Origin of the sequence: Haloferax sulfurifontis ATCC BAA-897 (assembly GCF_000337835.1) — an archaeon.
GTDB lineage: Archaea > Halobacteriota > Halobacteria > Halobacteriales > Haloferacaceae > Haloferax > Haloferax denitrificans.
On record NZ_AOLM01000026.1, the window covers coordinates 37282 to 60961 of the forward strand.

At 69.2% G+C, this 23680-nt stretch carries 16 protein-coding genes; 9 read left to right on the forward strand and 7 right to left on the reverse strand.

What is annotated here, in order from left to right; all coding sequences use genetic code 11:
• Positions 1 to 61: 61 nt before the first annotated feature.
• The 3 genes from C441_RS15550 to C441_RS20040 all read right to left on the reverse strand — a co-directional run bounded on the left by C441_RS15550 (position 62) and on the right by C441_RS20040 (position 3494).
• On the reverse strand, positions 62 to 2317 hold the full coding sequence (locus C441_RS15550) for an NADP-dependent malic enzyme (protein ID WP_007275939.1): 2256 nt from the start codon (positions 2315 to 2317) through the stop codon (positions 62 to 64).
• Between the two features lie 186 nt (positions 2318 to 2503).
• Positions 2504 to 2794 carry a hypothetical protein gene (locus C441_RS15555; protein WP_049920630.1) on the reverse strand — a complete coding sequence of 97 codons (291 nt, stop codon included), beginning with the start codon at positions 2792 to 2794 and terminating at the stop codon, positions 2504 to 2506.
• A 448-nt stretch (positions 2795 to 3242) separates the two neighbouring features.
• Positions 3243 to 3494 (reverse strand): hypothetical protein, encoded by a 252-nt coding sequence (locus tag C441_RS20040; RefSeq protein ID WP_004969155.1) that lies wholly within the window; start codon positions 3492 to 3494, stop codon positions 3243 to 3245.
• A 617-nt stretch (positions 3495 to 4111) separates the two neighbouring features.
• Between C441_RS20040 and C441_RS15565 the strand changes: the two genes are divergently transcribed.
• Together C441_RS15565 and C441_RS15570 are read left to right on the forward strand one after the other, a co-directional pair.
• Positions 4112 to 10834, forward strand: a complete 6723-nt coding sequence (locus tag C441_RS15565; protein WP_049920631.1) for a PGF-pre-PGF domain-containing protein — start codon at positions 4112 to 4114, stop codon at positions 10832 to 10834.
• Positions 10835 to 10954: 120 nt separating this feature from the next.
• Positions 10955 to 12034 (forward strand): hypothetical protein, encoded by a 1080-nt coding sequence (locus C441_RS15570; protein WP_007275942.1) that lies wholly within the window; start codon positions 10955 to 10957, stop codon positions 12032 to 12034.
• Positions 12035 to 12076: 42 nt separating this feature from the next.
• Here C441_RS15570 and C441_RS15575 read toward each other — a convergent pair whose 3' ends face one another.
• Positions 12077 to 12604 carry a metal-dependent hydrolase gene (locus tag C441_RS15575; protein WP_007275943.1) on the reverse strand — a complete coding sequence of 176 codons (528 nt, stop codon included), beginning with the start codon at positions 12602 to 12604 and terminating at the stop codon, positions 12077 to 12079.
• A gap of 171 nt (positions 12605 to 12775) precedes the next feature.
• Here C441_RS15575 and C441_RS15580 point away from each other — a divergent pair, with 171 nt between their 5' ends.
• From C441_RS15580 to C441_RS15605, 6 genes are all read left to right on the forward strand, one after another.
• Positions 12776 to 13525, forward strand: coding sequence for an ABC transporter ATP-binding protein (locus C441_RS15580; RefSeq protein ID WP_007275944.1), 750 nt, complete (start codon positions 12776 to 12778; stop codon positions 13523 to 13525).
• Positions 13518 to 14753: an FtsX-like permease family protein gene (locus C441_RS15585; RefSeq protein ID WP_007275945.1), complete on the forward strand. Its 1236-nt coding sequence runs from the start codon at positions 13518 to 13520 to the stop codon at positions 14751 to 14753. Before C441_RS15580 ends, C441_RS15585 begins: the two co-directional genes overlap by 8 nt.
• Positions 14746 to 16035, forward strand: a complete 1290-nt coding sequence (locus C441_RS15590) for an ABC transporter permease (protein ID WP_007275946.1) — start codon at positions 14746 to 14748, stop codon at positions 16033 to 16035. The genes C441_RS15585 and C441_RS15590 overlap by 8 nt, the downstream gene beginning before the upstream one ends.
• A gap of 76 nt (positions 16036 to 16111) precedes the next feature.
• Positions 16112 to 16387 (forward strand): hypothetical protein, encoded by a 276-nt coding sequence (locus tag C441_RS15595; protein ID WP_004969163.1) that lies wholly within the window; start codon positions 16112 to 16114, stop codon positions 16385 to 16387.
• A complete protein-coding gene (locus C441_RS15600; RefSeq protein ID WP_007275947.1) occupies positions 16388 to 17293 on the forward strand; it encodes a DUF4350 domain-containing protein in 906 nt (301 codons plus the stop codon).
• Between the two features lie 97 nt (positions 17294 to 17390).
• The gene (locus tag C441_RS15605) at positions 17391 to 18380 is read left to right on the forward strand and encodes an AAA family ATPase (protein WP_007275948.1); all 990 of its coding nucleotides are present in this window, start codon (positions 17391 to 17393) and stop codon (positions 18378 to 18380) included.
• Between the two features lie 15 nt (positions 18381 to 18395).
• On the opposite strand, the gene C441_RS15610 is transcribed toward C441_RS15605, so the two are convergent.
• Genes C441_RS15610 through C441_RS15620 form a run of 3 tightly spaced genes read right to left on the reverse strand, consistent with a single transcriptional unit; the run spans position 18396 to position 21363 of the window.
• On the reverse strand, positions 18396 to 19403 hold the full coding sequence (locus tag C441_RS15610) for a hypothetical protein (RefSeq protein WP_007275949.1): 1008 nt from the start codon (positions 19401 to 19403) through the stop codon (positions 18396 to 18398).
• Positions 19400 to 19891, reverse strand: a complete 492-nt coding sequence (locus tag C441_RS15615) for a hypothetical protein (protein WP_007275950.1) — start codon at positions 19889 to 19891, stop codon at positions 19400 to 19402. Before C441_RS15615 ends, C441_RS15610 begins: the two co-directional genes overlap by 4 nt.
• Positions 19892 to 19908: 17 nt before the next feature.
• Positions 19909 to 21363, reverse strand: coding sequence for a DUF58 domain-containing protein (locus C441_RS15620; protein ID WP_007275951.1), 1455 nt, complete (start codon positions 21361 to 21363; stop codon positions 19909 to 19911).
• Positions 21364 to 21622: 259 nt separating this feature from the next.
• Here C441_RS15620 and C441_RS15625 point away from each other — a divergent pair.
• Positions 21623 to 23680: hypothetical protein (locus C441_RS15625; RefSeq protein ID WP_007275952.1), on the forward strand; the 2058-nt coding region annotated here is incomplete at its 3' end.

The following is a 23680-nucleotide window of genomic DNA, read 5'->3' on the forward strand; positions in this document are numbered from 1 at the left end:
CGCGGTGTGCCGTCGCCCGCCGGGCTACTCCGGCCGGAGCGCGTTACTCTGCTCGGGGCCGCTACTCCGCTTGGGCGTCCACCACGGCGACACCAGCCAGATTAACGATATCCTTGACCTCGTCGCCGCGTTGGAGAACGTGAACCGGTTTGTCCATGCCGACGAGTATCGGGCCGATGGCCTCCGCGCCGCCGAGGCGCTGGAGGAGTTTGTAGCCGATGTTGCCCGCTTCGAGGTTCGGGAACACGAGCAGGTTCGCCGGCTCGTCGAGTTCCGCGAAGTCGTAGGTGTCGGTCAGCATCTCCTCGACGAGCGCGGTGTCGGCCTGCATCTCGCCGTCGACCGGGAAGTCCACGTCGGGGTCGGCGTGCAGTTGCTCGACGGCGTTCCGGGGCTTGCGCGTCCCCTCGTTCGTGACGCTCCCGAAGTCCGAATACGAGAGGAGCGCCGCGCGCGGTTCGACGTTGAAGCGCCGCGCGAGTTCGGCGGTGTGTTTCGTCACCTCGGCGAGCACGTTCTGGTCGGGGTCGAGGTTGACCGTCGCGTCGGCGCAGAAGACGACGCGGTTCCGGAACGTCAGCATGTAGACGCCGGCGGCGTAGTCGGCGTCGTCGGCCGTGCCGATAATCTGGAGCGGCGGGCGGAGCGCCGAGGGATAGTGGTGAGTCAACCCGGTGAGCATCGCGTCCGCGTCGCCCATGGCGACCATCACGCTGGCGAAGTAGTTCGAGTCGCTCCGCACGAGTTCGGCCGCCTCGGTCCGGGTGAGGCCCTTGCGCTGGCGGCGCTCGTAGAGGTGGTCCACGTAGTGGTTCCACTCGCCGCTTTCGGGGTCGGCGATGGTCGGGTCGAAGTCGAGGCCCAGCTCCTCGGCGGTCCGGAGAATCTCCTTCGTCCGGCCGACGAGGATGGGCTCGGCGATGCCCTCCTCGACCAGTTGGCTCGCGGCGCGAATCATCTTCTCGTCTTCGCCCTCGGCGAGCACGACGCGCTTGGGGTTCGACGCCGCCTTGTTGAGGACGACACGCATCATCTCGCGGGACTTGCCGAGGCGGGCTTCCAGCTCCTCGCGGTAGGCGTCGAGGTCGCGCACGCGGCGGGCCGCGCCGCTCTCCATGGCCGCCTCGGCGACGGCGGGCGTCACCTCGTAGAGGACGCGCTGGTCGAGGGGCTTCGGGATGAGGTAGTCGGGGCCGAACTGGAGCGGGCCGTCGCCGTAGGCCTTGACGACCGCGTCGGGCACGTCCTGTCGGGCGAGGTTCGCCAGCGCTTCCGCGGCCGCGCGCTTCATCTCCTCGTTGATCTCGGTCGCGCGCACGTCGAGCGCGCCGCGGAAGATGAACGGAAAGCCGAGGACGTTGTTGACCTGGTTCGGGTAATCCGACCGGCCGGTCGCCATGATGACGGTGTCATCGCGGGCCTCTTTCGCGTCCTCGTAGGCGATTTCTGGCTCCGGGTTCGCCATCGCGAAGATGATTGGGTCGTCGGCCATCGACCGCACCATCTCCTGGCTGACGATGCCGCCGACCGAGAGGCCGACGAGCACGTCCGCGCCCTCGATTGCGTCTTCGAGGTCGCCGTCGTCGACGCCGCGGGCGAACGGTTCTGCGTACTCGTCGAGGCCGCCCGCCTCGGCCCGCGACTCCGAGAGGACGCCGTCGATGTCGCACAGCGTGATGTTCTCGTGGGGGATGCCCAGCGAGACGTAGAACCGCGCCGTCGCGGTCGCGGCCGCGCCCGCCCCCGAGAAGGTGACGTTCAGCGACGACAGCTCCTTGTCGGCGATGTCGGCGGCGTTCAGAAGCGCCGCGCCGGAGATGATGGCCGTGCCGTGCTGGTCGTCGTGGAACACGGGGATGTCCATCCGGTCGCGCAGGGACTCCTCGATTTCGAAGCACTCGGGGGCCTTGATGTCCTCCAAGTTGATGCCGCCGAACGTCGGCTCCATCGCGGCGACCGACTCGACGAACGCCTGCGGGTCGTCGTGGTCGAACTCGACGTCGAACACGTCGATGTCGGCGAAGCGCTTGAACAGCACGCCCTTGCCCTCCATCACCGGCTTCGACGCCTGCGCGCCGATGTCCCCCAGCCCGAGGACGGCGGAGCCGTTGGAGACGACGCCGACGAGGTTGCCCTTCGCGGTGTACTCGTAGGCGGCGTTCTCGTCGTCGGCGATGTCGAGACACGGCGCGGCCACGCCCGGCGAGTACGCCAGACTCAGGTCGCGTTGGGTGTTCGTCGGCTTCGTCGTCGCTATCTCCACTTTCCCCGCGGGCGGACGCCGATGGTAGTCTCGGGCGTCGTCTTCGAGCGTCATTGCTCGTGATGGGTACGGTCAGGTAAGTAGACCCTTCGCTCCGACAGCGCCTCGTCAACGAGAGTCACACGCGGCGCGACCGCTCGTCGCGCCGTCTCTCCGTCGAGGAACCGGTGTACGGGCTGGACGGTGCGTTCGCGGCCGATGGCCCCGTCAGCAGTCCGTTCCACCCCGCGACCAGCCCACTCACCGAAGCGCTTCGTGCGGCATCGTGTAGAGCTGAACGTTCTCCGCTATCGACACCTCCTCGAACTGACTCTCCGTCGCGAACAGGTCCGAAACCGCGTCGACTCGCTTTATGGGGTAGATGTGTTTCGCGTTCCCGTAGCCGTGGTACACCTCGACCGGCACGGCGAACGCCACCTCTCCCTCGTCGACCTCGACTGTCGAGCCGAACGTCAGCTCGTCGTCCTCGTCGGAAACTGTACAGATAGTTGACGGCACCGCGTCCCCTGCATCGTATCTGTCTTTGACCATCCGTTGACAACCCACACTATTGTTCATTATCTTGAGTAGTGTCTCTCCCCGCCCACTCTCCGGGGACAGAACTGCTCAGGTTTCAGCCACATATCCAACGAGTACCGCCATAACTATTACTCAAACAACGGAACTATATGTGTGGTTGATACGTTCGGCGGGCGCGAGTCGGTGCGTCGCCGAGTCACCGCGTCGTAACCGACCGACGGGCCGCCGGTCTCGAAACGAGGCTCGCAACGCGTCTCCCCGGCGGGGATGGGTGACCGATTCGAGACCTGCGGCTATCCCCCGAAAGGGAACCCACGCGTCAACCGTCGCGGCACCGAGAGAGCAGTCTGCCAGCTGTCCAGTCCGGTCGCTTGCATGTTGGCGTGTCGCGGGCCGGGAAGTCGATGGTCGGATTTCGGACAGTTCGGCTCGCGTACACCCCGTCGGTGCGGCGTCGAACTCAGCGGAGGGCGTCGTGCGGAATCGTGTAGAGGCGGACTCCGTCCGCGGCGGTCATCTCGTCGGGTTCGCCGTCGATGACGAACAGGTCGGAGACGCGTTCGATCTGTTCTGTCGGGTAGACGTGCCTCGCGCTTCCGTAGCCGTGGTACACCTCGACCGGTACGGCGAACGTCAGCGCGTCCTCGACACCGAGAGCCGAACAGATGTCCGTCGGGACGGTTTCGCCTGCTTCGTATCGTTTGTTGGCCATTCGTTGACAACCCACAGTTCGTGACGACTCTGAGCAGTATCTCACCCCACCACCTCTTGAGAGATTCTGTCGAGCTTCGACTACAACTCCAACGACCACGATGATAACCGTTACCCAAACGCGCGACGGCGACTGACACGCGGCTGAGACGACGCGCGTCTGCGCTGACGCGCGCAATCAACATATTCACAACGCGAGCGCCCCGTGTTCGCGCGTGTCGTCTACGCCGACGCGTGTGTCTTCGAGCGCTCGCGAACGCGTCAGACGGCGTTGCCGTTCAGTGTGATACTGATATGTCCGTTATACCTCTGCGACCGCTCGAACGTCGTCCGTCGTCGGCTCGCAGTGGGTCTCGTGCCGCGCGACAGCCGACAGCGGGCGATGTCACCGTTATTGTCACTGACAGTATCTCTGGGTTCGTGACCGCGGTGGCCACGCTGGGGGGTCGCGCGACGGGGCGTCGATTTCGACCGCGTGAGGACCGCCCGCGACGACGAATCGATTTTTCAGAAAGTTTTCCATTCAAAAGTATTATGGCGTTCGTATCTGTTGAGTGAGACATGAGTCGTTACCGCAGGCTCTCCCAACAAGGGTTGAGTCTTGCACTCACTCTCATCGTGGTTTTCTCGGTTATCGCAGGCCCAGTGTCTGCGAGCGTCGGGACCACCACAGGTGAGGCACAACTGGGGGGACCGCCCGCTAACCAACTCGACACGGTCGACGACGACCAACTGACACAGGCGTCGGAGAACATCAGCGTCTGGGACGGCGCGTTCCTGACGCTCCGGCCTGACGACACCGACCCGCGGCTCGATTCGGCCGCGGCGTATCAGGTCCAGTCGGTCAACACGTACGTACGGGTAGGTGGGCCGGAACAGTCCCTCCGAAAGAACCCGATGTACGTGTACAACGTCGGACAGGAGGTCCCGTTCACGTTCGCCGGTTCGAACGCCGGCGCTCCCCGCGCCATCGAGGACCAGGACGTCCAACTCGTCGCGGCCAAACTCGAGAAGGGCGCGTCGATTCCCCGGAGCATCTCCGGCGTCGCTGAGACGCTCACCAGCGACGACAGCGTGACCTCCTCGGTCGTCGGCTCGGCGCAGGGCGCGGCGGACGACAACTCGTTCGCGTTCACGCCCGACGAGTCCGGCATGTGGATGTTCGCGGTCGTCACCGTCGACGACGGGAACGGCTTTTCGGACGCCAACGGCGACGGCAACCTCGAAACCGACGGCAACGTCACGTTCGTCGGCGTCGACGCCCTGCCGGTCCAGCAGGGGTCGTCGTCGGTGAGCGCGCCGTCGCCCGCGGGCAACGGCCAGAACGTGACGGTCACCGTTGACGCCTCGTCGCTCGACGCGACCGAGGTCAGCCACACCGTCGCAATCTTCAACGAGTCCGACCTCTCGAACTACGACCAGACCATCAACGCGACCGACCGGTCGAGCATCTCCCTCGAAACCGAAATCGCGCGGGTCAACGGCACCAGTCAGATGCCGGCGGACGCGAACGTCATGGGCGTCACTCCCGGTTCGCAGTCGTTCGTCGGGAGCCAGACGGCGATGTCGATCTTCGACCGCTTCAACGACAGCACGTCGCAGTTCGACGACGTCCGCGTCGTCAGTCCCGGCGCGACCGTCTACGGTTCGGCCGTGACCAAGGTCGCGGGCAACCGGACGACCGTCGAGGTCCCCATCCCCGACGGAGCCACGCCCGGCGACTACGTCGTGATGCACGTGGCGACGAACCAGTCGGGCACCGAGTCGGTGACGAACCGCGCGCCGCTACAGGTCGCCGAGAGCGTCCAGCTGAACCTGACGGCGAACACGACCACGCCCGTCGCGGGCGACGACGTCGAGTTCACCGTCACGCGCGAGGACACCGGCGCGGCCGTCCAGAACGCCGAGGTCACCGTCGGCGACACGACCGTCCAGACGGACGCCAACGGCGTCGCGGTCGTCACCGTTCCGACGGCCGGCGAGTACGACGCCATCGCGTCGAAGAACGTGACGAACGGCGAGGCGTTCGCCGACGCCACGCTCGCGCTCGACGTGTTCGAGCCGGCGACCTTCGAGTACAGCAACCTCACCGTCGAGCCCCAACAGGTCGTTCCCGGGACCGACGTGGTCGCGAACGCGACCGTCGAGAACGTCGGCGAGGTCAACGGGAGCTACGAGGCGGCGCTCACTATCGACGGCGAGGCGCAGTCGCCGTCCGACACCGGCGCGCTCCAGCCCGGCGAGTCGACCGAGGTGAGCTTCACGACCTCGTTCGACGACCCCGGAACCTACAACGTCTCCATCGACGAGCTCTCGACCGACGACGACGAGCTCGTCTCGCGGACCGTCCGCGTCATCGCGCCCGCGAATACGAGCGTGACCGACGTCACCGTCGAGCCGACGAGCATCAACACGACCGAGCGCTACACCGTCTCGGCGACCGTCGAGAACATCGGCGGGCTCTCCGACCTGGTCCGGCTCACGTACACGACGACCGGTGACGAGTCGGGCACGGAGGTCTACAACGTCACCCGAACCGTCGCCGTGAGCCCCGACTCCACGGTCACGAGGAACGTGACCGCCCTCGCGCCGACCGCGCTCGGCTCCGACGACGTCGGCAACTTCACCGTCGCCGTCAACGACGTCGAAGCGGATTCGACGCTGACGGTCACGCGGCGCGACCGGCTCCCGCCGACCGTCCGGCTTCCGGCACCCGCACAGGGCGCGGTTCCCTTCGGGACGCCCATCACGCTCAGCGTGAGCGACGAGTCGGACATCAGGCGCGCGACGTACAACTTCGGTAACGGCCCACAGCCGCTCTCGCTCGACGCCAACGGGAGTGCGACCGTCCCGACCGGCGACCTCGACGAGGGACAGACGACGCTGACGGTCAACGCGACCGACACGGCCGGGAACACGATTACCCGGACGTTCACCTTCGACTTCGTCTCCTCGCCGCGCGTCACGAGCGTCGCGCCGACCGACGTCGCCGGGCCGTCGAGCACTGTCTCGGCGTCCTTCGCGGACGACCGCAACGGCGACTCGGAGTCCGGGATCAACGCCAGCGCGACGAGGCTCGTCGTCGACGGCACGGCCGTCGACCTCTCGGGCGCGACGACGAACACCAACTCGACGCTCGAAATCAACGTCTCCGAACTCGGCGTCCCGCTCGCCGAGGGGCCGACGACCGCGAGACTGACCGTCGTCGACGAGGCCGGCCACGCCACCTCGCGGCTGTTCGAGTTCGAGTACGACGAGACCGCGCCGACCGCGAGTCTCACGCTCGACCCCGACTACGACGAGGACCGCGAGGACGTGAGCGCGAACAACCCCGTCGACATCACGCTCGACAGCGCCGACGACAACCTCGAATCCGCGGCGTTCGTCGTCCGTAACAACGACGGAGACGAGGTCTACACGCGCGACGTGACCTCGCTCGCCCGCTCGACCGGCGCGTTCGAAATCGAGTGGGACGGCACGAACGACGACGGCGCGCTCGTCGCCAGCTGTTCCTACAACCTCACGCTCGTGGGGACGGACGCCGGCGGGAACACCGGCGTCGCCAACGCCACCGTCTGCGTGGACAACGACGAGCCGACCTACGACGTGTCGGCCGTCGACGGGACGACGGACACCGTTTACACGAACGGGAGCGTCGACGTCACCTACAGCACCTCGGAGAGCGTCACCGTCGAGTACACGTTCGAGTCCGACTCGGGCGTGACGGCGACGTTCGAACGGACGCCCGACAGAACGCCGGACGGCGAGACGGGGAACCACACGCTCGACGTGGCCTCGGAACTCCCCGACGGGAGCTACACGCTGACGGCGACCGCGACCGACCTCGGTAACAACGACGTTACCGTGGAACGGTCCGAGCCCGTCGTGGTCGACACGACCGACCCCGGCGTCACCGCGACGCTCAACACGACCGAGTCCGGTAACCTCTCGGTCAGCGTGGCGAGCACGGAACCGCTCGCCGACACCCCCGACGCGGAACTCACGTACCCGAACGACGACGTCGAGTCGCTGGCCCTCACGCGGCTCGACTCGACGACGTGGACCGCCGAGCTCGCCACGAACGAGTCCGGCGAGTACGCGCTCGACGTGACGGGGACCGACCGCGCCGGCAACACGGCGAGCGACTCCAGTACGGCGACCGTCACGAGCAACAACTTCTCGGAGCAGTCGACGCTCCTGCTCGTGAGCTCGAGCGGTAACACGTTCATTCGGATTAACGCCAGCGACGACGCGGACCTGCCCGCCGGGCAGACCGTCGTCACGCTGACGGACACGAACATCCCGCCGAACGCCCTCTCGCAGGGCACGGCGGCGACGAGATACCTCGAAGCCAACGCCGGCCTCACCGAGGACCAAATCGAGGACGTCACCTACGGCTTCAGCGCCGACCTCGACACCTCCGGCAACGGCTTCAACATCGTCTACATCGAGCGCGGCGGCACGCGGGTGCTCCCGACGACGCTCCAGACCGACCCGTTCGGCCTGTCCGGTGACTACTACACCGCGACCCGAACCGGTCTGTCGACCTACGGCGCGGTCACAAACGACACGGAAGCGCCGACCATCAGCTACGACGACCCGACCGAGGGCGTCGAGTTCTCCGAGGTCAACAACACGGTCTCGGTGAACGCGACGCTCTCCGACAACGTGGACGTCAACACCTCTTCGGTGTCGGTGACGGTCGAAAGCGACGGCCAGCTCAGAGACGTGACCGACAACGCGACGGTCACGAACGAGTCGGTCAACTACACCACGCCCGGCCTCCCGCCGGCGGACTACACCGTCACCATCGAGGCGTCCGACACGAACCTGACCGCCAACACGGCGACAGAACAGGTCAACTTCACCGTGCAGGACGACCGCGAAGCGCCGACGGTCACCGCGCTCGGCCCGACCGACGGCACGACCTTCCCGTTCGGCACCGACACGGTGGAACTCAACGCGACCTACGAGGAAGCGAGCGACGCGGTGAACGACACCGGCGTCGACGCGGAGAACGTCACCGTCCTGTACGACGGACAGGACATCAGCGCCTCGGCCGCGCCCGACGCGACCGGGTTCAACACGACCGTCCCCGTGGACGACGACGAGACGCACAACCTGACGGTTCGCGTGCCCGACAACGCCGGTAACAGCGTCGAGAGCACGACGAACTTCAGCATCGCCGCTGACGACACCGACCCGGCAGTCGAGATTTCGAACCCCGCCGAGGGCGACGAGCTCTCGAACACGACGACCTCGGTCAACGTGACCGCGAGCGTCGACGACGCCGAAAGCGGCGTCAACCTCAGCTCCGTGACCGTCACCTTCGACGGGACCGACGTCACGAGCGAGGCGAACCTCGACGACCTCTCGAACGTCTGGTTCAACAAGACCGGTCTCGAACCGGGCACCAACCACACGGTGTCCGTCTCGGCGGCCGACCGCAGTGGGAACGAGAACGCCTCGACGGTGAACTTCAGCGTCGCGCCCGACCTGACGGCACCGAACGTCACGCGGGTCAGTTCCCGGAACGCCACCTTCGGGAGCGACGCTAACTTCTCGGTCGAAGTGAACTACACCGACCCCGAGAGCGGCATCGACGCCTCCGCGGTGACGATTCTGCTCGACGGCGAGGACGTGACCGACGACGCGACGGTGTTCCCGAACCCCGGCGCGACGCTCGATCTCAACTCGTCCGAAATCGACTCGGGCGACCACCAGCTCAGCGTGCGCGTCACCAACAACAACGGCGACACGACCACGAACGACACGACGTTCTCGGTCAATCAGGGGCCGGACATCGCGGTGACGTCCGTTTCGCTCGACCCGGCGACCGCCCAGACCGGCGACAAAGTCGAGGTGACCGCTGAGGTCGAGAACTTCGGCGACGAGTCGGGCTCGACCGACGTCGGCGTCACCGGCACCAGTCAGGCGGGCACCACCGACTTCGGCGTCACGAAGTCCGTGACCCTCGCCACCGGTGAGAACCAGTCCGTGAACTTCGTCATCAAGCCGACGAACGCGGGCACCTACACGGTCGCGGTCAACGGGACGACCGCGACGAACGCGCTCGACGTGAGTTCGCCGACCGCCGACATCCAACTGCTCGGCGACTCGTCGGCCAGTCCGACGTCGCTCCTCGAAGGCGAGGAGACGACCGTCACGGTCAAACTCGGTAACCTCGGCGGCGCGAGCGGCAACGTCTCCGGCGACGTGACCCGGAACGGGACGACGGTCGGGAACGTCTCGACCTCGCTCGCCTCCGGCGCACAGCGGACGTTCACCTTCACCGACACCCCGCCGGGAACCGGCGACTACGTCTACGCGTTCAACGGCACGACCATCGACACGGTCACCGTCTCGGCGCGTGCCCCGGCGTTCAGCATCGACGCGGGCGCGAGCACCATCTCGCAGACGACCGTGGACACCGACGAGACGTTCACGGTCAAGGTGCGCGTGAACAACACCGGCACCGCGGAGGGGACGTACACCAAGGCGCTCACGGCCGGCCGCACGACGCTGGCCACCGAGAGCGTCACCGTCGGTCCCGGTTCCTCCGGCACGCTGACGTACAGCGTCTCCATCGACGACGCCGGCACGTACGACCTGCGGGTCGACGGCGTCACGATTGGCAGTATCACCGTCGAGGAGGCGAACGTCGGCGGCGGCGGTGGCGGCGGCGGCGGTAACAGCCTCCCCCACGACGACACCACGGACAGCGACCGGCTGTTCTCGGCACCCGGCTTCGACGCGCAGTTCGACGGCGGGCAGGGCGTCTCCGCGGTGAGCATCACGTTCAGTCAGCGGACGACCGGTGAGATCACCGTCAGCGAACGCTCGGGGCTCCCCGGTAGCGTGGGACAGCCCGGCGGCACGGCCGTCAGCTACGTGCGCATCGACGTGCCCGACAGCGCGCGCGACCGCCAGTCGACCCTCCGGTTCACCGTCAGACAGAGCCGGCTCGACGAACTCGGCGTCGAATCGTCCGACCTCGTGGTCCGGCGGTTCAACGAGGACGCCGGTTCGTGGGAAGACCTCGAAACCCGCGTCGTCGACAGCGGTGACGGCGCGGTCGTCATCGAGGCCGACACGCCCGGCTTCTCGTACTTCGCCGTGACGTCGCGGCAGGTCGTCACGACGACGACCGACGACGACACGACGACAACGACGACGCCGGACGACGGCACCACCACGGCGTCCAGTACGCCCGGCTTCGACGACGAAACGTCGACGACCGCGAGCGGCACGACCGACTCCCCCGTTCCCGGATTCGGCGCGGCGCTCGCCGTGGTCGCGCTCCTCGCGGCCGCGCTCCTCGCGGTCCGCCGGAACGACTAACGACAACGACCGCACCGCGCGGTTCGTCTCTCCTTCGTTTTTTTCGACCGGACCAGCGCCGCCCGCGGACGGCGCGACGAACTGCCTACAAGCTTTTACCACCGGTCAGCAAAACGAACGATGATGCTACGACCCCGCGTCTCGATTCCCGTTCTCGTGGTCGCCGCGATGCTCCTCGCGGCCGTCGCGCCCCCGGCCGTGGGGGCCAACGGGGACTACGATATCGATATCGGCGGCTCCATCGACACCGTCGACAGAACCGTCTCGACCTCGCAAGGCGAGTTCACCGTCACCCAAGTCGGCCGCGCCGACGCCGGCGACACCGTTTCGGTCTCCGTGGACGCGCCGAGCGACAGCGACTACACGATCACGATTCTCGACTCCGAACAGCGAATCCGGCGGTCCGCGTCGGCGACCGGTGACGCAGACCGCGAGTTCGGTACCGGCGGACTCGACCCCGGAACGTACGCCGTCGTCGTCGGCAACCAGTCGACAGAAGAGGTGTACGCCGGCGAGCCGCTCGTGATTCGCGCCTACGCGGTCTCGACGCAGGCCGCCGGGAGCGTCGAGCAGTCGGACGACCTCGACGTGACCGTCGAACTCGACGAGGTCGCGTCGGGCGAGTCCGTCGAGGCCGTGCAGGTCGTCCTCGCGGACGACTCCGAGAACGTCCGCGTCGACGCCTCGGCGGTCAACGACACGCACTACTCGGCGTCCGTCTCCACCGACGACGTGGATGCCGGTGACTACTCGCTGTACGCGGTCGTCCGCGGCGACGACCGGGCCCTCGGCGAGAACGAGCTCATCGGCGTGAGCGACGCCTCGACGGTCGAGGTGGTCGAACAGGCGACCGACACGTCCACGCCCGACGACGGCTCCGGCGGTGCTGGCGGCGGCGGCGGCACGGGCGACGCCACGACGACCACCTCGGAGTCGACCGACACGTCGACGGCGGCGACCGACACCGCCGAGTCGACGACGACCGACGCGACGGATACGACGACCGACGCCGACGAGACGGGAGATTCCACCGAGTCGACGGCGACGGCCCAGACGACGACCGACAACGTCGTGACGCCCAACGAGTCCACGTCGGCGACGGCCCAGACGACGACGTCTTCGGAAGTTCCGAACACGGCGCCGTACCTCCTGTTCGGCGCGCTCGTCGTCTTCGCGGTCGGCCGGCGACTCGTCGGCTAACGCTCTTTTCTCTCGCGTTACCACCGTTTTTTCTTTGCTTGTCTACCGCTCCGCTCGCGCTCGCCGACGGTCGAGTCGGTTGACCAGCCAGAGCCCGAACGCGACGGCGGCGAGGGCGTACTGGAAGTTGTACCGCGGGTCGCCCAGCGATTCGAAGACGCGGACCCACGGCGGAATCGAGTCCGAGGCGTAGTCGGTCGCCGGGAACAGGGGCCACAGGAGGAACTGCATCGAACCCCAGTCGCCGGCGAGAAGCGCCCGGTAGGTGTCGCCGAGGTAGTGCGAGAGCGTCGCGACGACGAGGGCGGTCGCGTGCTCGCTGTAGCCAAGCCGGTGGCCGACGCCGACGAGGACGACGAGCACCGGAAGCATCACGAGAAGCGAGTGGCCGAGCGAGCGGCCGCTGACGAGGACGCCGTAGTACGCGAGCGGTTTGTCGATGAGGTCTGGCAACTGCGAGCCGACGAGCGCGGCGGCCAGCGTCCACCCGGTCGGAAGCGGGCGTCGACGGCCGACTCGGAAGAGCGAAACCGAGAGATATCCGAGGGCGAGGTGGCCGATTGGGAACACTACCGAGGCGGACGGTGCCGAGGCTATTCAACCGTGGGGTGACGCGTGCCGACGCATCCCCGCGACTCTGGACGTTCGTCGGGTCGGGTCGGGTGGGTCAGCGTCACCCTAGCCCCGTCCCCGCGGCGGCCACGCACCAAGTATATGTCACGCCGGGGACCACGTGGCAGTATGTCTGATTCGGTCTCCGAACACCGTCCCCCCGACGCGGCGGACGCGGCGGCGACTCTCCGTTGCGAGCGGGTCGTTCGGGAGTACACCCGCGGGTCCGACTCGTTTTTCTCCCGCGGGTCCGACGCCCCGACGGTCCGCGCGCTCGACGGCGTCTCGATTTCGGTCTCGACGGGCGAGTTCGTCGCCATCGCCGGCCCGAGCGGGAGCGGCAAGTCCACGCTGTTGCACCTCCTCGCCGCGCTCGACACGCCCACCCGCGGCGACGTCCGCATCGCGGGCACCGACGTCCGGTCGCTGTCGAACCGCGGGCGGACGAAACTCCGCCGGGACACCATCGGCATCGTCTTCCAGCACTTCCACCTGTTGCCCTCGCTTTCGGCCCGCGGCAACGTCGCGCTCCCGCTCATCGAACGCGGCGTGTCGAAGCGCGACCGACGCGCCCGCGCCGAAGAACTGCTCGAACGGGTGGGCCTCGGCGACCGCGCCGGCCACAAGCCGGGCGAACTCTCCGGCGGCGAGCAACAGCGCGTCGCCATCGCCCGCGCGCTGGTCTCCGACCCCGCGGTGCTCATCGCCGACGAGCCGACCGGCGAGTTGGACACCGAGACGGGCCAACGCGTCCTCGACTACATCGAACAGACCGCCACGGAGCGGGCGGTCGTCGTCGCCACGCACGACGAACACGTCATCGAGCGGGCCGACCGCGTCGTCCGCCTCCGCGACGGCCACGTGGTGAGCGATGGCTAGGCGACACCGACTGTTCGGCGTCGTCGGCCTCGCGGGGCGGCGCGTCCTCGGCCGCCTGCGAACCACCTCCTCGAAGCAGGTGTTGTTGAGCGTCCTCGGCGTCGCCCTCGCCGTGACGCTCATGACGACCGTCAGCGGCATCGCCCTCGGCCTCGGCGCGGAAAACGCCATCCAGAGCGAGGGCGTCGACTACTGGGTCGTCCCCGAGGCCAGCACGGCCTCGTCGGTCGCCGTCTCGGTCGGCAGTCCGCAACTCGGCGACACCCACGCGATTACCGACCGGCTCTCACGCGACGAGCGGGTGGACTACGCCACGCCGGTCCAGACGCAGTTGGTGACGCTCGCGCCCGAAGGCGGCTCGACCGACGAGTACGTCCTCGCGGCGGGCATCATCCCGCCCGAGAAACCCACGTCGGTCGTCGGCGTCTCGACGGCGTCGCTCACGCCGGGGGACCCCCACTACGCCAACGGGAGCTACGACGGCCCGCGGACCGGCGAACTCGTGCTCAACGACGCCGCCGCGGAACTGCTCGGCGTCTCGCCCGGCGACGAGGTGACCGCGAGCGTCGGCGGCTCGCGGGCCGCGTTCACCGTCGTCGACGTCCGCGAGGGGTCGCTGTCGTCGGGCGTCGGGCCCGTCCCGGTCGCGCTCGTCCACCTCTCGGAACTGCAGACGATGACCGGCTCGACCGACGGCGACCTCGCGGACCAACTGCTCGTCAGCACCGACTCGCCGGGCGTGCGGTCCGACATCGAGGCGCTCTACCCGCGGACCTCGGTCGTCACGCAGACCGGCCTCGCCGTCCGCGGCGCGTCGACCTCCAGTCTCCCGCTCGCGATGGCCGCCGTCTCGCTCGTCGTCGCCGTCCTCGTCGGCGTGCTGTTCGTCGCCACGATGATGGGCCTCGAAGTCAACGCCGACCGCCGGAACCTCGCCGTGCTCTCGGCGATGGGCTACCGGACGAGCTCGCAGATGTTGCTCGTCGTCGCCGAGACGGTCGTCGTCGCCACCGTCGGCGGCGTCGTCGGCGTCGTGGCGGGCATCGGCGGTATCCACCTGACGAACGCGATTACGCGGGAGCTACTCGGGGTGCAAGTCGCGCTGTTCGACCCGGTGCTCGTCGGCTACAGCGTCGCGGTCGCGGCGCTCATCGGCCTCGTCTCCTCCGTCTATCCGGCGTGGCTCACCTGGCGGACGCCCACTCTGGAGGCGATGTCGCATGACTGAGGACGCCGACCCGAACCGGGGGTCGGACGCGAGCACACTTCCGGCGTCGTCGCGGTTCCCGCGGCTCTCCCGCGTCCGCGCGTCGGCGGGAATCGCGGTCTCACAGCTCTCTCACGCCCGCGGGCGGACGGTCCTGACCGTCCTCGGTATCACGCTCGCGGTCCTCGCGGCGACGCTCCTTGCGGGGACGGGAATCGGCGTGATACAGACGGGCCAACAGCAGTTCGACGCGGCGGGCCGCGACGTGTGGATTACCGGCGGCCCGGTCCGGTTCTCGCCGACCGGCGTCGGCGGCTTCGAAAACAGCATCGTCGACGCCCACGGGTTAGACGCCGAACTGGAGGCCCGCGAGGACGTGAAACTCGTCACGCCGATGTCGTTCCAGACGGTGTACGTCAGGTCCAACGACTCCGACTACGAGACGCTCGTCGGCGTCGGCGCGCCCGCCCGCGGCGGGTCGGTCCAGATTACGAACGGCTCGGGGTTCAACCGGACCGACGTCCACTACGCCGACGGCGACTACTCCGGGCCGATGACCCACGAGGTCGTCATCGACGAGCGGACCGCCGAGATGATGAACGTCTCCGTCGGCGACTCGCTGTACGTCGGCGGCACCACGGGCATCGCCCGCGAAAACGAGTTCACCGTCGTCGGCGTCTCGCCGACGTTCTCGCGGTTCCTCGGCACGCCGAGCGTCGTGGTCCACCTGAGCGAACTTCAGGAGGTGACGGGCACGACCGGCGCGGACACGGCCACGCTCATGACGCTCACCGTCGCCGACGGGGCCGACCCCGAGGCGGTCGCGGCCGACATCCAAGCGGACTATCCGGACTACGACGTGCGGACGAACCAGGAACAGCTCACGGAGATTCTGCGCGACCAGGCGGTCATCATGGCCGCCGGCGGGAGCCTCGTCTTCCTCGCGCTACTGGCGGGGCTGGCGCTCAGCGTGAACGTCCTGCTGTCGCACGTCTACCACCAAACGCGGGAGCTCGCCGCGCTGAAGGCGCTCGGCACGTCGTCGTCGACGCTGTCGCTGACGCTCGTCGTGCAGTCGCTCGTTCTCGGGACGCTCGGCGGCCTGCTCGGGGTGGCGCTGTCGTTCCCGGCCGCGCGCGGTCTGAACCGACTGGCCCAACTGCTCGTCGGGTTCGGCGACGTGGTCGTCCTCCCGGAGACGGTCCTCGCCGGCGGCTTCGCCATCGCGTTCGTGATGAGCCTCGTCTCGTCGCTCGCGGTCAGCCGACAGATAGCCGGCATCCGACCGCTCGACCACCTGTAGTCGCGGCGTGGCGTCCGGGGGGTTCCCGACCCCCGCAAGCGATAGTTTAGTTATCCCGCCCCGTCCACGACCGTACATGGCAACGGCACGACGCGAGCGGTTCATCCGCGCCCAGCTCGCCTGGATGCTCGGCGCGACGCTCGTCTTGGTCCTCCTCGACGCGCTGTCCTACGAGCTGGTGTTCGTCGTGTCCCTCATCGGCTTTCTCGTCGTCGTCGAACTCACCGCGCCGGTCGCGGTGACGCCCGCGTGGCGGCGGCGGCTCCTGTGGCTCATCGGCGGCGGCCTCGTCGCCTTCGGCTACATCGTGGTCAGACGCATCCTCGACATCCTCCCGCCGGGGGTGTTCTGAGTGCGCCTCGGCTCCCGCGAGGTCGGCTATCCGCACCTGTTGGCGGCGGCGCTCCTCGTCGCGATGCTCGTCGGCGTCGGCGTCGGCGCGGGCACCTCGTCGTCCACCTACGGCGCGTTCAACGCCGCGTGGGACGGCGGCTCGGGCATTCGCGGGGTCGCCTCGGACGCGGGTGCCGAGACGCAGGTCGTCTACAACACCACCGAGTACGACGAGGTCGAGCCGGCGGGAACCGTCGCGTTCGTCATCTCCCCGGAGCGGGGCTACACCGACGCCGAGGCCGCCCGCGTCGAGTCGTTCGTCCGCGCCGGGGGGACCGTCGTCGTCGCCGACGACTTCAGGCCGCACGGCAACGACCTGCTCGCCCGACTGGGCGCGTCGGCGCGCATCGACCGGACGCCGCTCCGCGACGACCGCCACCAGTACCGCGCCGGCGCGCTCCCGGTCGCCACGCGCGTCGCCGCGGACCCGCTCACCCGAAACGTGACGCAACTCACCTTGAACCACCCGGCGACGGTGACGTCGAACGAGAGCACTGTCCTCGTCCGCTCGTCGAACTTCTCGTATCTCGACCGCGACGACGACGGCGAACTGGACGACGCCGAGACGCTTCAGTCCTACCCCGTCGTGACGGCAGAGCGCCTCGGCGCGGGCGACGTGGTCGTCGTGAGCGACCCGAGCGTGTTCATCAACGCGATGCTCGACCGCCCGGACAACCGGGCGTTCGCGGCGGCGCTCGCGGCCGACCGACAGACCGTCGTGTTGGACTTCTCGCACGCCGAGGAGCGCCCGCCCCTGCAGGTCGCGCTTCGGGCGCTCCGGGGCTCGGCCGGATTGCAACTCCTGTTCGGCGGCCTCGTCGTCGGCGCGGTCGCGCTCGTCGCCCGGCGGGGACGGTTCTCGTAGGCCGTCGAGGCGCTCGGGGACGCGGTCGGCCCGCCGTCCGTCTCGCGGGCTCGCCGAGACCGCAGTTATATGTGGTCGCCGTCCCGACTGTTGCCATATGAGTGCTCCCGAAGAGGTCTACGAGGCCATCCTGGACGAGACGTCGCAACTCCTCGTCGGGAACGAAGACGCGATAGAGGCGCTCACTATCGCGTTGCTGACAAACGGGCACGTCCTCCTCGAAGGGGTTCCGGGCGTGGCTAAGACGACTATCGCCAACCTGTTCGCACACGCCGCGAACCTCGACTACCAGCGGATTCAGATGACGCCCGACGTGTTGCCGGCCGACATCACGGGCACCCACATCTACCGCGAGAACCTCGGCGAGTTCGACCTCCAGCGGGGGCCGGTGTTCTCGAACGTCGTCCTCGCCGACGAGATTAACCGCGCGACGCCGAAGACGCAGTCGGCGCTCCTCGAAGCGATGGAAGAGGGGCAGGTGACGATCGAAGGCGAGACGCTCAAGCTCCCCTACCCGTTCATGGTCGTCGCAACGCAGAACCCCATCGAGTACGAGGGGACGTTCAACCTCCCGGAGGCCCAGCGCGACCGCTTCCAGTTCAAGGTCGTCGTCGACATCCCCGACCGGGCAGACGAGCGGGAGATTCTCGAACGGTTCGACCGCTCGCCGTCGCTCAAGCCCTCGGACATCTCGAACGTCATCGACGACGCCGACATCGGGGAGGCCCGACAGGTCGTCACGAGCGTCCACGTCGACGACAAGGTGTTCGACTACATCCTCGACCTCGTCGGCGCGACCCGGACGCACGCCGCGGTCGATTTCGGCGCGTCGCCCCGCGCCTCGCTGGCCTTCCTGCGGGCCGGGAAGGCCGCCGCGGCGATTCGCGGCCGCGACTACGTGATTCCGGACGACGTGAAGCGACTGGCTCCGATCATCATGTCGCACCGCCTCGTCCTCGGGACCGAGGCGGACATCAGCGGGCGCGACCCCAGAGACGTCGTCGAAGAGGTCGTCGACACCGTGCCGACGCCCGAAGTCGGCCTCGGCGAGTCGACGACCTCCTCGGTCGCGGGCGACGACGACTGAGGGCGCGCCGGCGACCTATCGTCGCTCGTCGGCTTCTGCTTCTGCTTCTTCGGGCTCACTTTCACTCTCCGACGCCGCGTCGGCTGACGATTCGTGTTCCCCGTCGTCTTCGACCTCCCACCGGCAGGTGACGGCGAAGTCCGTCTCCTCGCCGGCGGCGACCTCGGCGACGACCGGCGCGTCGAGGCCGCGGGCGACGACCACGGCGACGAACGACGCGACCGGCGTGTCGAACGTCTCGGCCGAGGCGAACCGGCAGTTTTCGACGCGAACCGTCAGGCGACCGTCCGCGGCGTCCGTCTCGGCGGTCGCGGTCTCGACGAGTTCGAACAGTTCCACGAGGGCGTCGGTCGCCTGTCGCGCCAGCGTCCCGGGGTCGTCGCCGAGCGGGCCGTCGAGGCTCCGTGCGAACTCGTCGAACAGGCCGCCGCCGCTCGGGTCGAACGCGACGCCGCGGGTCAGTTCGTCGTCGGTGACGACGAAGGTGTCGCGGAGCGCCTCGGCGTCGGGAAGGGCGTAGTCGCGGTGCTCCGGGACGAACAGGCGAACGCTGTCGCGCGCCCCGTCGGGGACGTAGACGGCCGCGTCCTGCAGGCCGAGCTCGTCGACGACGGCGGCGTGGTTGCGCGCGTGCGCGCCGAACACGGACGACCCGACACTGACGGGGATGAATCGCTCGGGGGTGAGATACCGCGTCACCGCGGCGGCGAACAGCCCGATAGCGCCGAGGACGACGAGCGTCTCCCGGACGGGCGGAAACAGCGCGCCGCCGATGAGGCCGGCGACGCCGAGTCCGGCCAGCGCGACGGCGGTCTGTCGATACCGGCCCGTTCGGAGCGCCTCGTAGCGCTGTCTGAGCCGGGCGTTCTCGCGTCGGAGGGTGGCGAGTTCGCCGCGGGCGTGGTCCGCCTCGTCGGTGCTCGGTCGGCCCTCGCCGTCGTCGCCGGTGGCGGCCGACACGACGGCGCGGGCGTCCCCGTTCGCCAACGCCGACTCCCGGTCGCGCGCGTCGTCCGCGCTCATCGCTCCGCCTCCGTCGCGTCGACGAGGCCGAGCGCGACGCGCTCGTAGCGGTGGAGTCCGTAGGCGACCGCCGCGGCGAGGACGGCGGCGACCAGCGCGGCCTGCCACGCCCACCGGAGCGTCGTCCAGAGCGCCCACGTGACCCCGAGGGCGACGACGTAACCCGCCGCCAGCCGAGCGAGTCGAGCGCGGTCCGGCGGCCGCTCGTACGCGGCGCTCGCGAGGAGCGGGAACGCGGCCAGTTGCGTGGCTCCGAGCGCGACGAGGCCCGCGTCTCCGAACAGCGAGACGGCGGTCAGTTGAGCGACGACGAACGCGAGCGGTCCCTCGCTCGCCGCCGCGACGAGGACGAGGACGCCCGCGGCGACCCCCCACAGCCCGTCTGTCAGGCCCACCGCGAGGGTGAAACAGAGGACGCCCGCCGCGTCCATCGGGGTGAGCTCGTTCGCGTCCAACACGGTTCGAATCGTCCGTTCGCTCTGGTTCACAGGTGTCTCCATCGGTATCACTCCGCGGCGGTGGCCCACCCCGTCGCCAGTCTCATCGCGCTCTTCGGGGCGACCTCGTAGGCGGTGACGTTCGGCAGGCGTTCGAGGCGCTTTCTGAACTCCTCGAAGGCGACGAACCCGGCCGCGTCGCCCGCTCCGTTCGCCCCGTTCGCATCGACGGTCTCGCCCTCGGCCGCGTCGTCGAAGAACGTCGTCGGCGTGAGGAAGACGCTCGTCTGGGAGCTTCGTTTCGACGCGACGACGACCGCCTCGTACGTCTCGACTTTCGCCGAGTCGTCGGTGATGAGCACGAGGTGGTCCTGTCGGTCCGACCGCGAGCACGCGGACTTCACCGCGTCGAAAAGCGGCCGGTCGCTGACCCGCGAGACGTAGCTCTCGCCGTCTTTGAGGTACGGGCGGAGCGTCGCCGCGAACGCCGAGTCGTCGCCGTCGAGGCGGCGGCTCCGCTTGCGGGCGTCTTCCGGCGCGACCGGGCGGGACGCGCCGACCGGGCGGCGCGGGCTGGTCGTCGGCGCTATCGCGAGCAGTCGCCGCCGAACCGTCTGGTAGGCGTTCGACGACGAGGAGGGGCCGAACTCCCACGTCGTCGCGTCGTCCCCGACGAACTGCGCCGAAATGGGGTCGGAGTGGGACTCCGCGGCGTCGACGAGGCCGAGCGCGACCTCGCGGGCGTACGACAGCATCGTCCGCCCGGTCGGCCCGCGGTTCATGTGCGACCCGCAGTCGACCACGAGCGACAGCAGGTAGTCGGACTCAGATTCGAACTCGCGGATGTACGGGTGGTTCATCCGCGCGGTGGTCTTCCAGTCGACCTGCGAGAGCGTGTCGCCGGGGAGGTACTGCCGGGTCTCGTGGGGGACGTGCCCCGGGCCGGTCTGGTCGCTGGCGTGGTCGCCGAAGGTCGCGCCGACCAGTTCGCCGCCGCGGCCGACGTGGATGCCGTCGGGGGCCGGCGGTTCGACCAGACAGCGGGCGTCGAGGTCGAGCGTCACCGTCTCGGTGAAGAAACCGGCGCGGCCCTCGATGTCGACGGCGGCCTCGTCGAACGCGATTCGCCCGGCGACGGGGAACTCGACACTGCACGTGACCGACCCCTCGGTCTCGCCGGGGTCGAACGCGACCGTCCGGCGGGACCGCTCCGGCGCGTTCACGCTCGGCGGCGCGACGAGTTCGACCTCGACGGGCGCGTCGACGGCCTCGGACAGCGACGCCGTCAGCGTCACCGCGGCGCGGTCGCCGACGAACACCGACGTGGGCTCGACCGAGACGGTCGCAGAAAGGTCGCGGTCGACAGCGCGCATCGCCTCGACGGCGTCGACCTGCGCGACGACGAGCCACGCGGCGAGGCCGCAGGCGGCGACGAGCGGCGTCGGCTCGTCGAGGACGACCGCGTAAACGGCGAGAGAGCAGGCGACGCCTGCGAGCGCGGCCCACCGGCGGGTCGGAAGCATCGTGGATTCGATTCGTGCCGGCCAAGTTGAATGTTTGTGTTGGGCGCGGGCGGCGCCTGCGAGTGCGCCCCGGACGACCCGGGGCGAACTCGGGATTCAATCGGCCGTTAAACCGGTTGTTAACCCGGCTCAGCCCCCCGAATCGCGCGACTCGCCCGTCCGCGGAGCGTCGGCCGAATGCCAAAACCCATTAGGTCCCCCCGTCTGGCTACGGGTAGTGCGTGGAGAATCGGGCCGCCGGGCGCGGTTGCTTTGGACGATGTTCGTCGTCGCCTGTCTCGTCTCGACAGCGCCGGTGACGGTCGTTTCCGCGGGGACGGGGGCGTGGTCCGCCCCGCCCGGAGACGGCCCGGCCGCGACGACGTCAGCGCCGGTCGGTGCCGACCCGGGCCGCGCTTCGGCGCTCGGGTCGGCCGCGGGACCGCCGCGACAGACCGCGAACGAGACGAACAACAGCACCGGCGTCCTCCACGAGAACCCCGACGAGGTCGACGACGAGAACGAGCTCGACCGCCTGCTTTCGTACCTCTCGGGCGAACTCAACGGCGACATCGGCGCGAGCGCCCTGCGACTCAGTCAGGGCGAATACGCCGCCGCGAGGGCGGCGCTCGGCGACGACTACGACGACTCGCTCGCCAAGTACGTTGACGTGGAAGGCGAGACCGGAGACGACCGCACGGGCGAGGAGTACCGGACCGTCGGCGAGACCCAGCGGGCGTACGTCGACACCGTCAGCGAGTTCCGCGAGACCCGCCGCGAGTACGAGGCGGCGAGGCAGGCGGGCGACGACGAGCGCGCCCGCGAACTCGCCCGCGAGCTGACGCGCCTTGCCGAGGACGGCGAGACGCAGTCCGCCCGGCTCACGGACGCGTTCGAGACGATTTCGAACCGGACCGACGGCGACCTGACGGAGTCCAGCGCCCGAATCGGGGCGGTGCAGGCGAACATCTCCGAGCGGCGCGACGAAATCGTCTCCCGCGAGTTCGTCGCCACACGCCTCAGCGTCGACGACTACGACCGGAACATCTCCTTTACCGACCCGCTCGTCGTCTCGGGGTCGCTCGTCGCCGACAACGGCACGCCGGTCGCGGCGACGACCGCCCGCTTCGCGGTCGGTGGGCAGACGGTCCGGTCGGCGGTCGACCCCGACGGCTCGTTCGAACTGACCTACCGACCGACGCGGATTCCGGCCGACACCTCGGCGCTCGTCGTCCGGTATCTCCCGAACGACGCGTCGATGTATCAGGCGACAGAGCGGGTCGTCCCCGTCGCCGTCTCGCAGGTGAACGCGACCGCGGACCTGTCCGGGCCGTCCGCGTCGCCCTACGGCTACGCCGACGCCGTCTCGGTTCGCGCCGCGGTTCGTGCGAACGGGACGCCGGTGGCTGACTACCCGCTTTCGGCGACCTTCGCCGGGTCGTCGGCGACCGCGGCGGCGACGGACGCGAGCGGCCGGTCGACCATCTCGGCGACCGTCCCCGCGACCGCGACGGGAGCGGCTTCGATTCGCGTCGTGCCCGACGGCGACGACAGGGCGGTCACGTTCGCCCCCGCGACGGCGTCGGTCCCGCTCGAAACCGAGGGGACGACGCTCGACGCGAGCGCCCGGGAGACCGGGAACGAGACGGTCGTCGTCGACGGCCGACTCGAAACCGACGAGGGCGAGGCCGTGCGCGACCAGACCGTCGCCGTCAGCGTCGGCGGGCGCGCGGTCGCGTCGGCGACGACCGACCAGTCGGGCGCGTACCGGGCGACGTTCGACCTCCCGAGCGACGCCAGCGCCGAGAACGCGACCGTCTCGGCCGCGTTCGACGGCGCGGGGACGAACCTCGGGTCGTCCGCCGCGACGGCGAGCGTCCGGCTCTCGGACGGTGCCGCCGCCGGCGGAAGCGGCGCGTCCGGCGGGCTCCCGTTCGACCCGTTCGACCTCGCGTGGGTCGTCGTCGGGACCGCGGTGGTCGGTCTCGTCGCCGCCGTCCTCCTCCGGCGGAACGGCGCCGGCGACTCCGTGACGGCGGCGGTCGCCGACGAGTCGGGCGCGTCGGACGCCGGCGACACGGTCGACCCGGAACCGGCGGGGACGGGGACGACGGCGTTGGACTCGGCGGCCGCGGCCCTCGACGCCGGCCGGCCGAACGACGCGGTGGTCGTCGCCTACGCGGGCGTCCGAGAGTCGCTCGGGACCGCCGCGGGGGTGGACGACGCCGCGACCCACTGGGAGTTCTGCGACCGCTGTGTCGACGCCGGCGTCGCGCCCGCCGACGCGCTCGAATCGCTCACCGCGGGGTACGAGCGCGCGGCCTACAGCGGGCTCTCG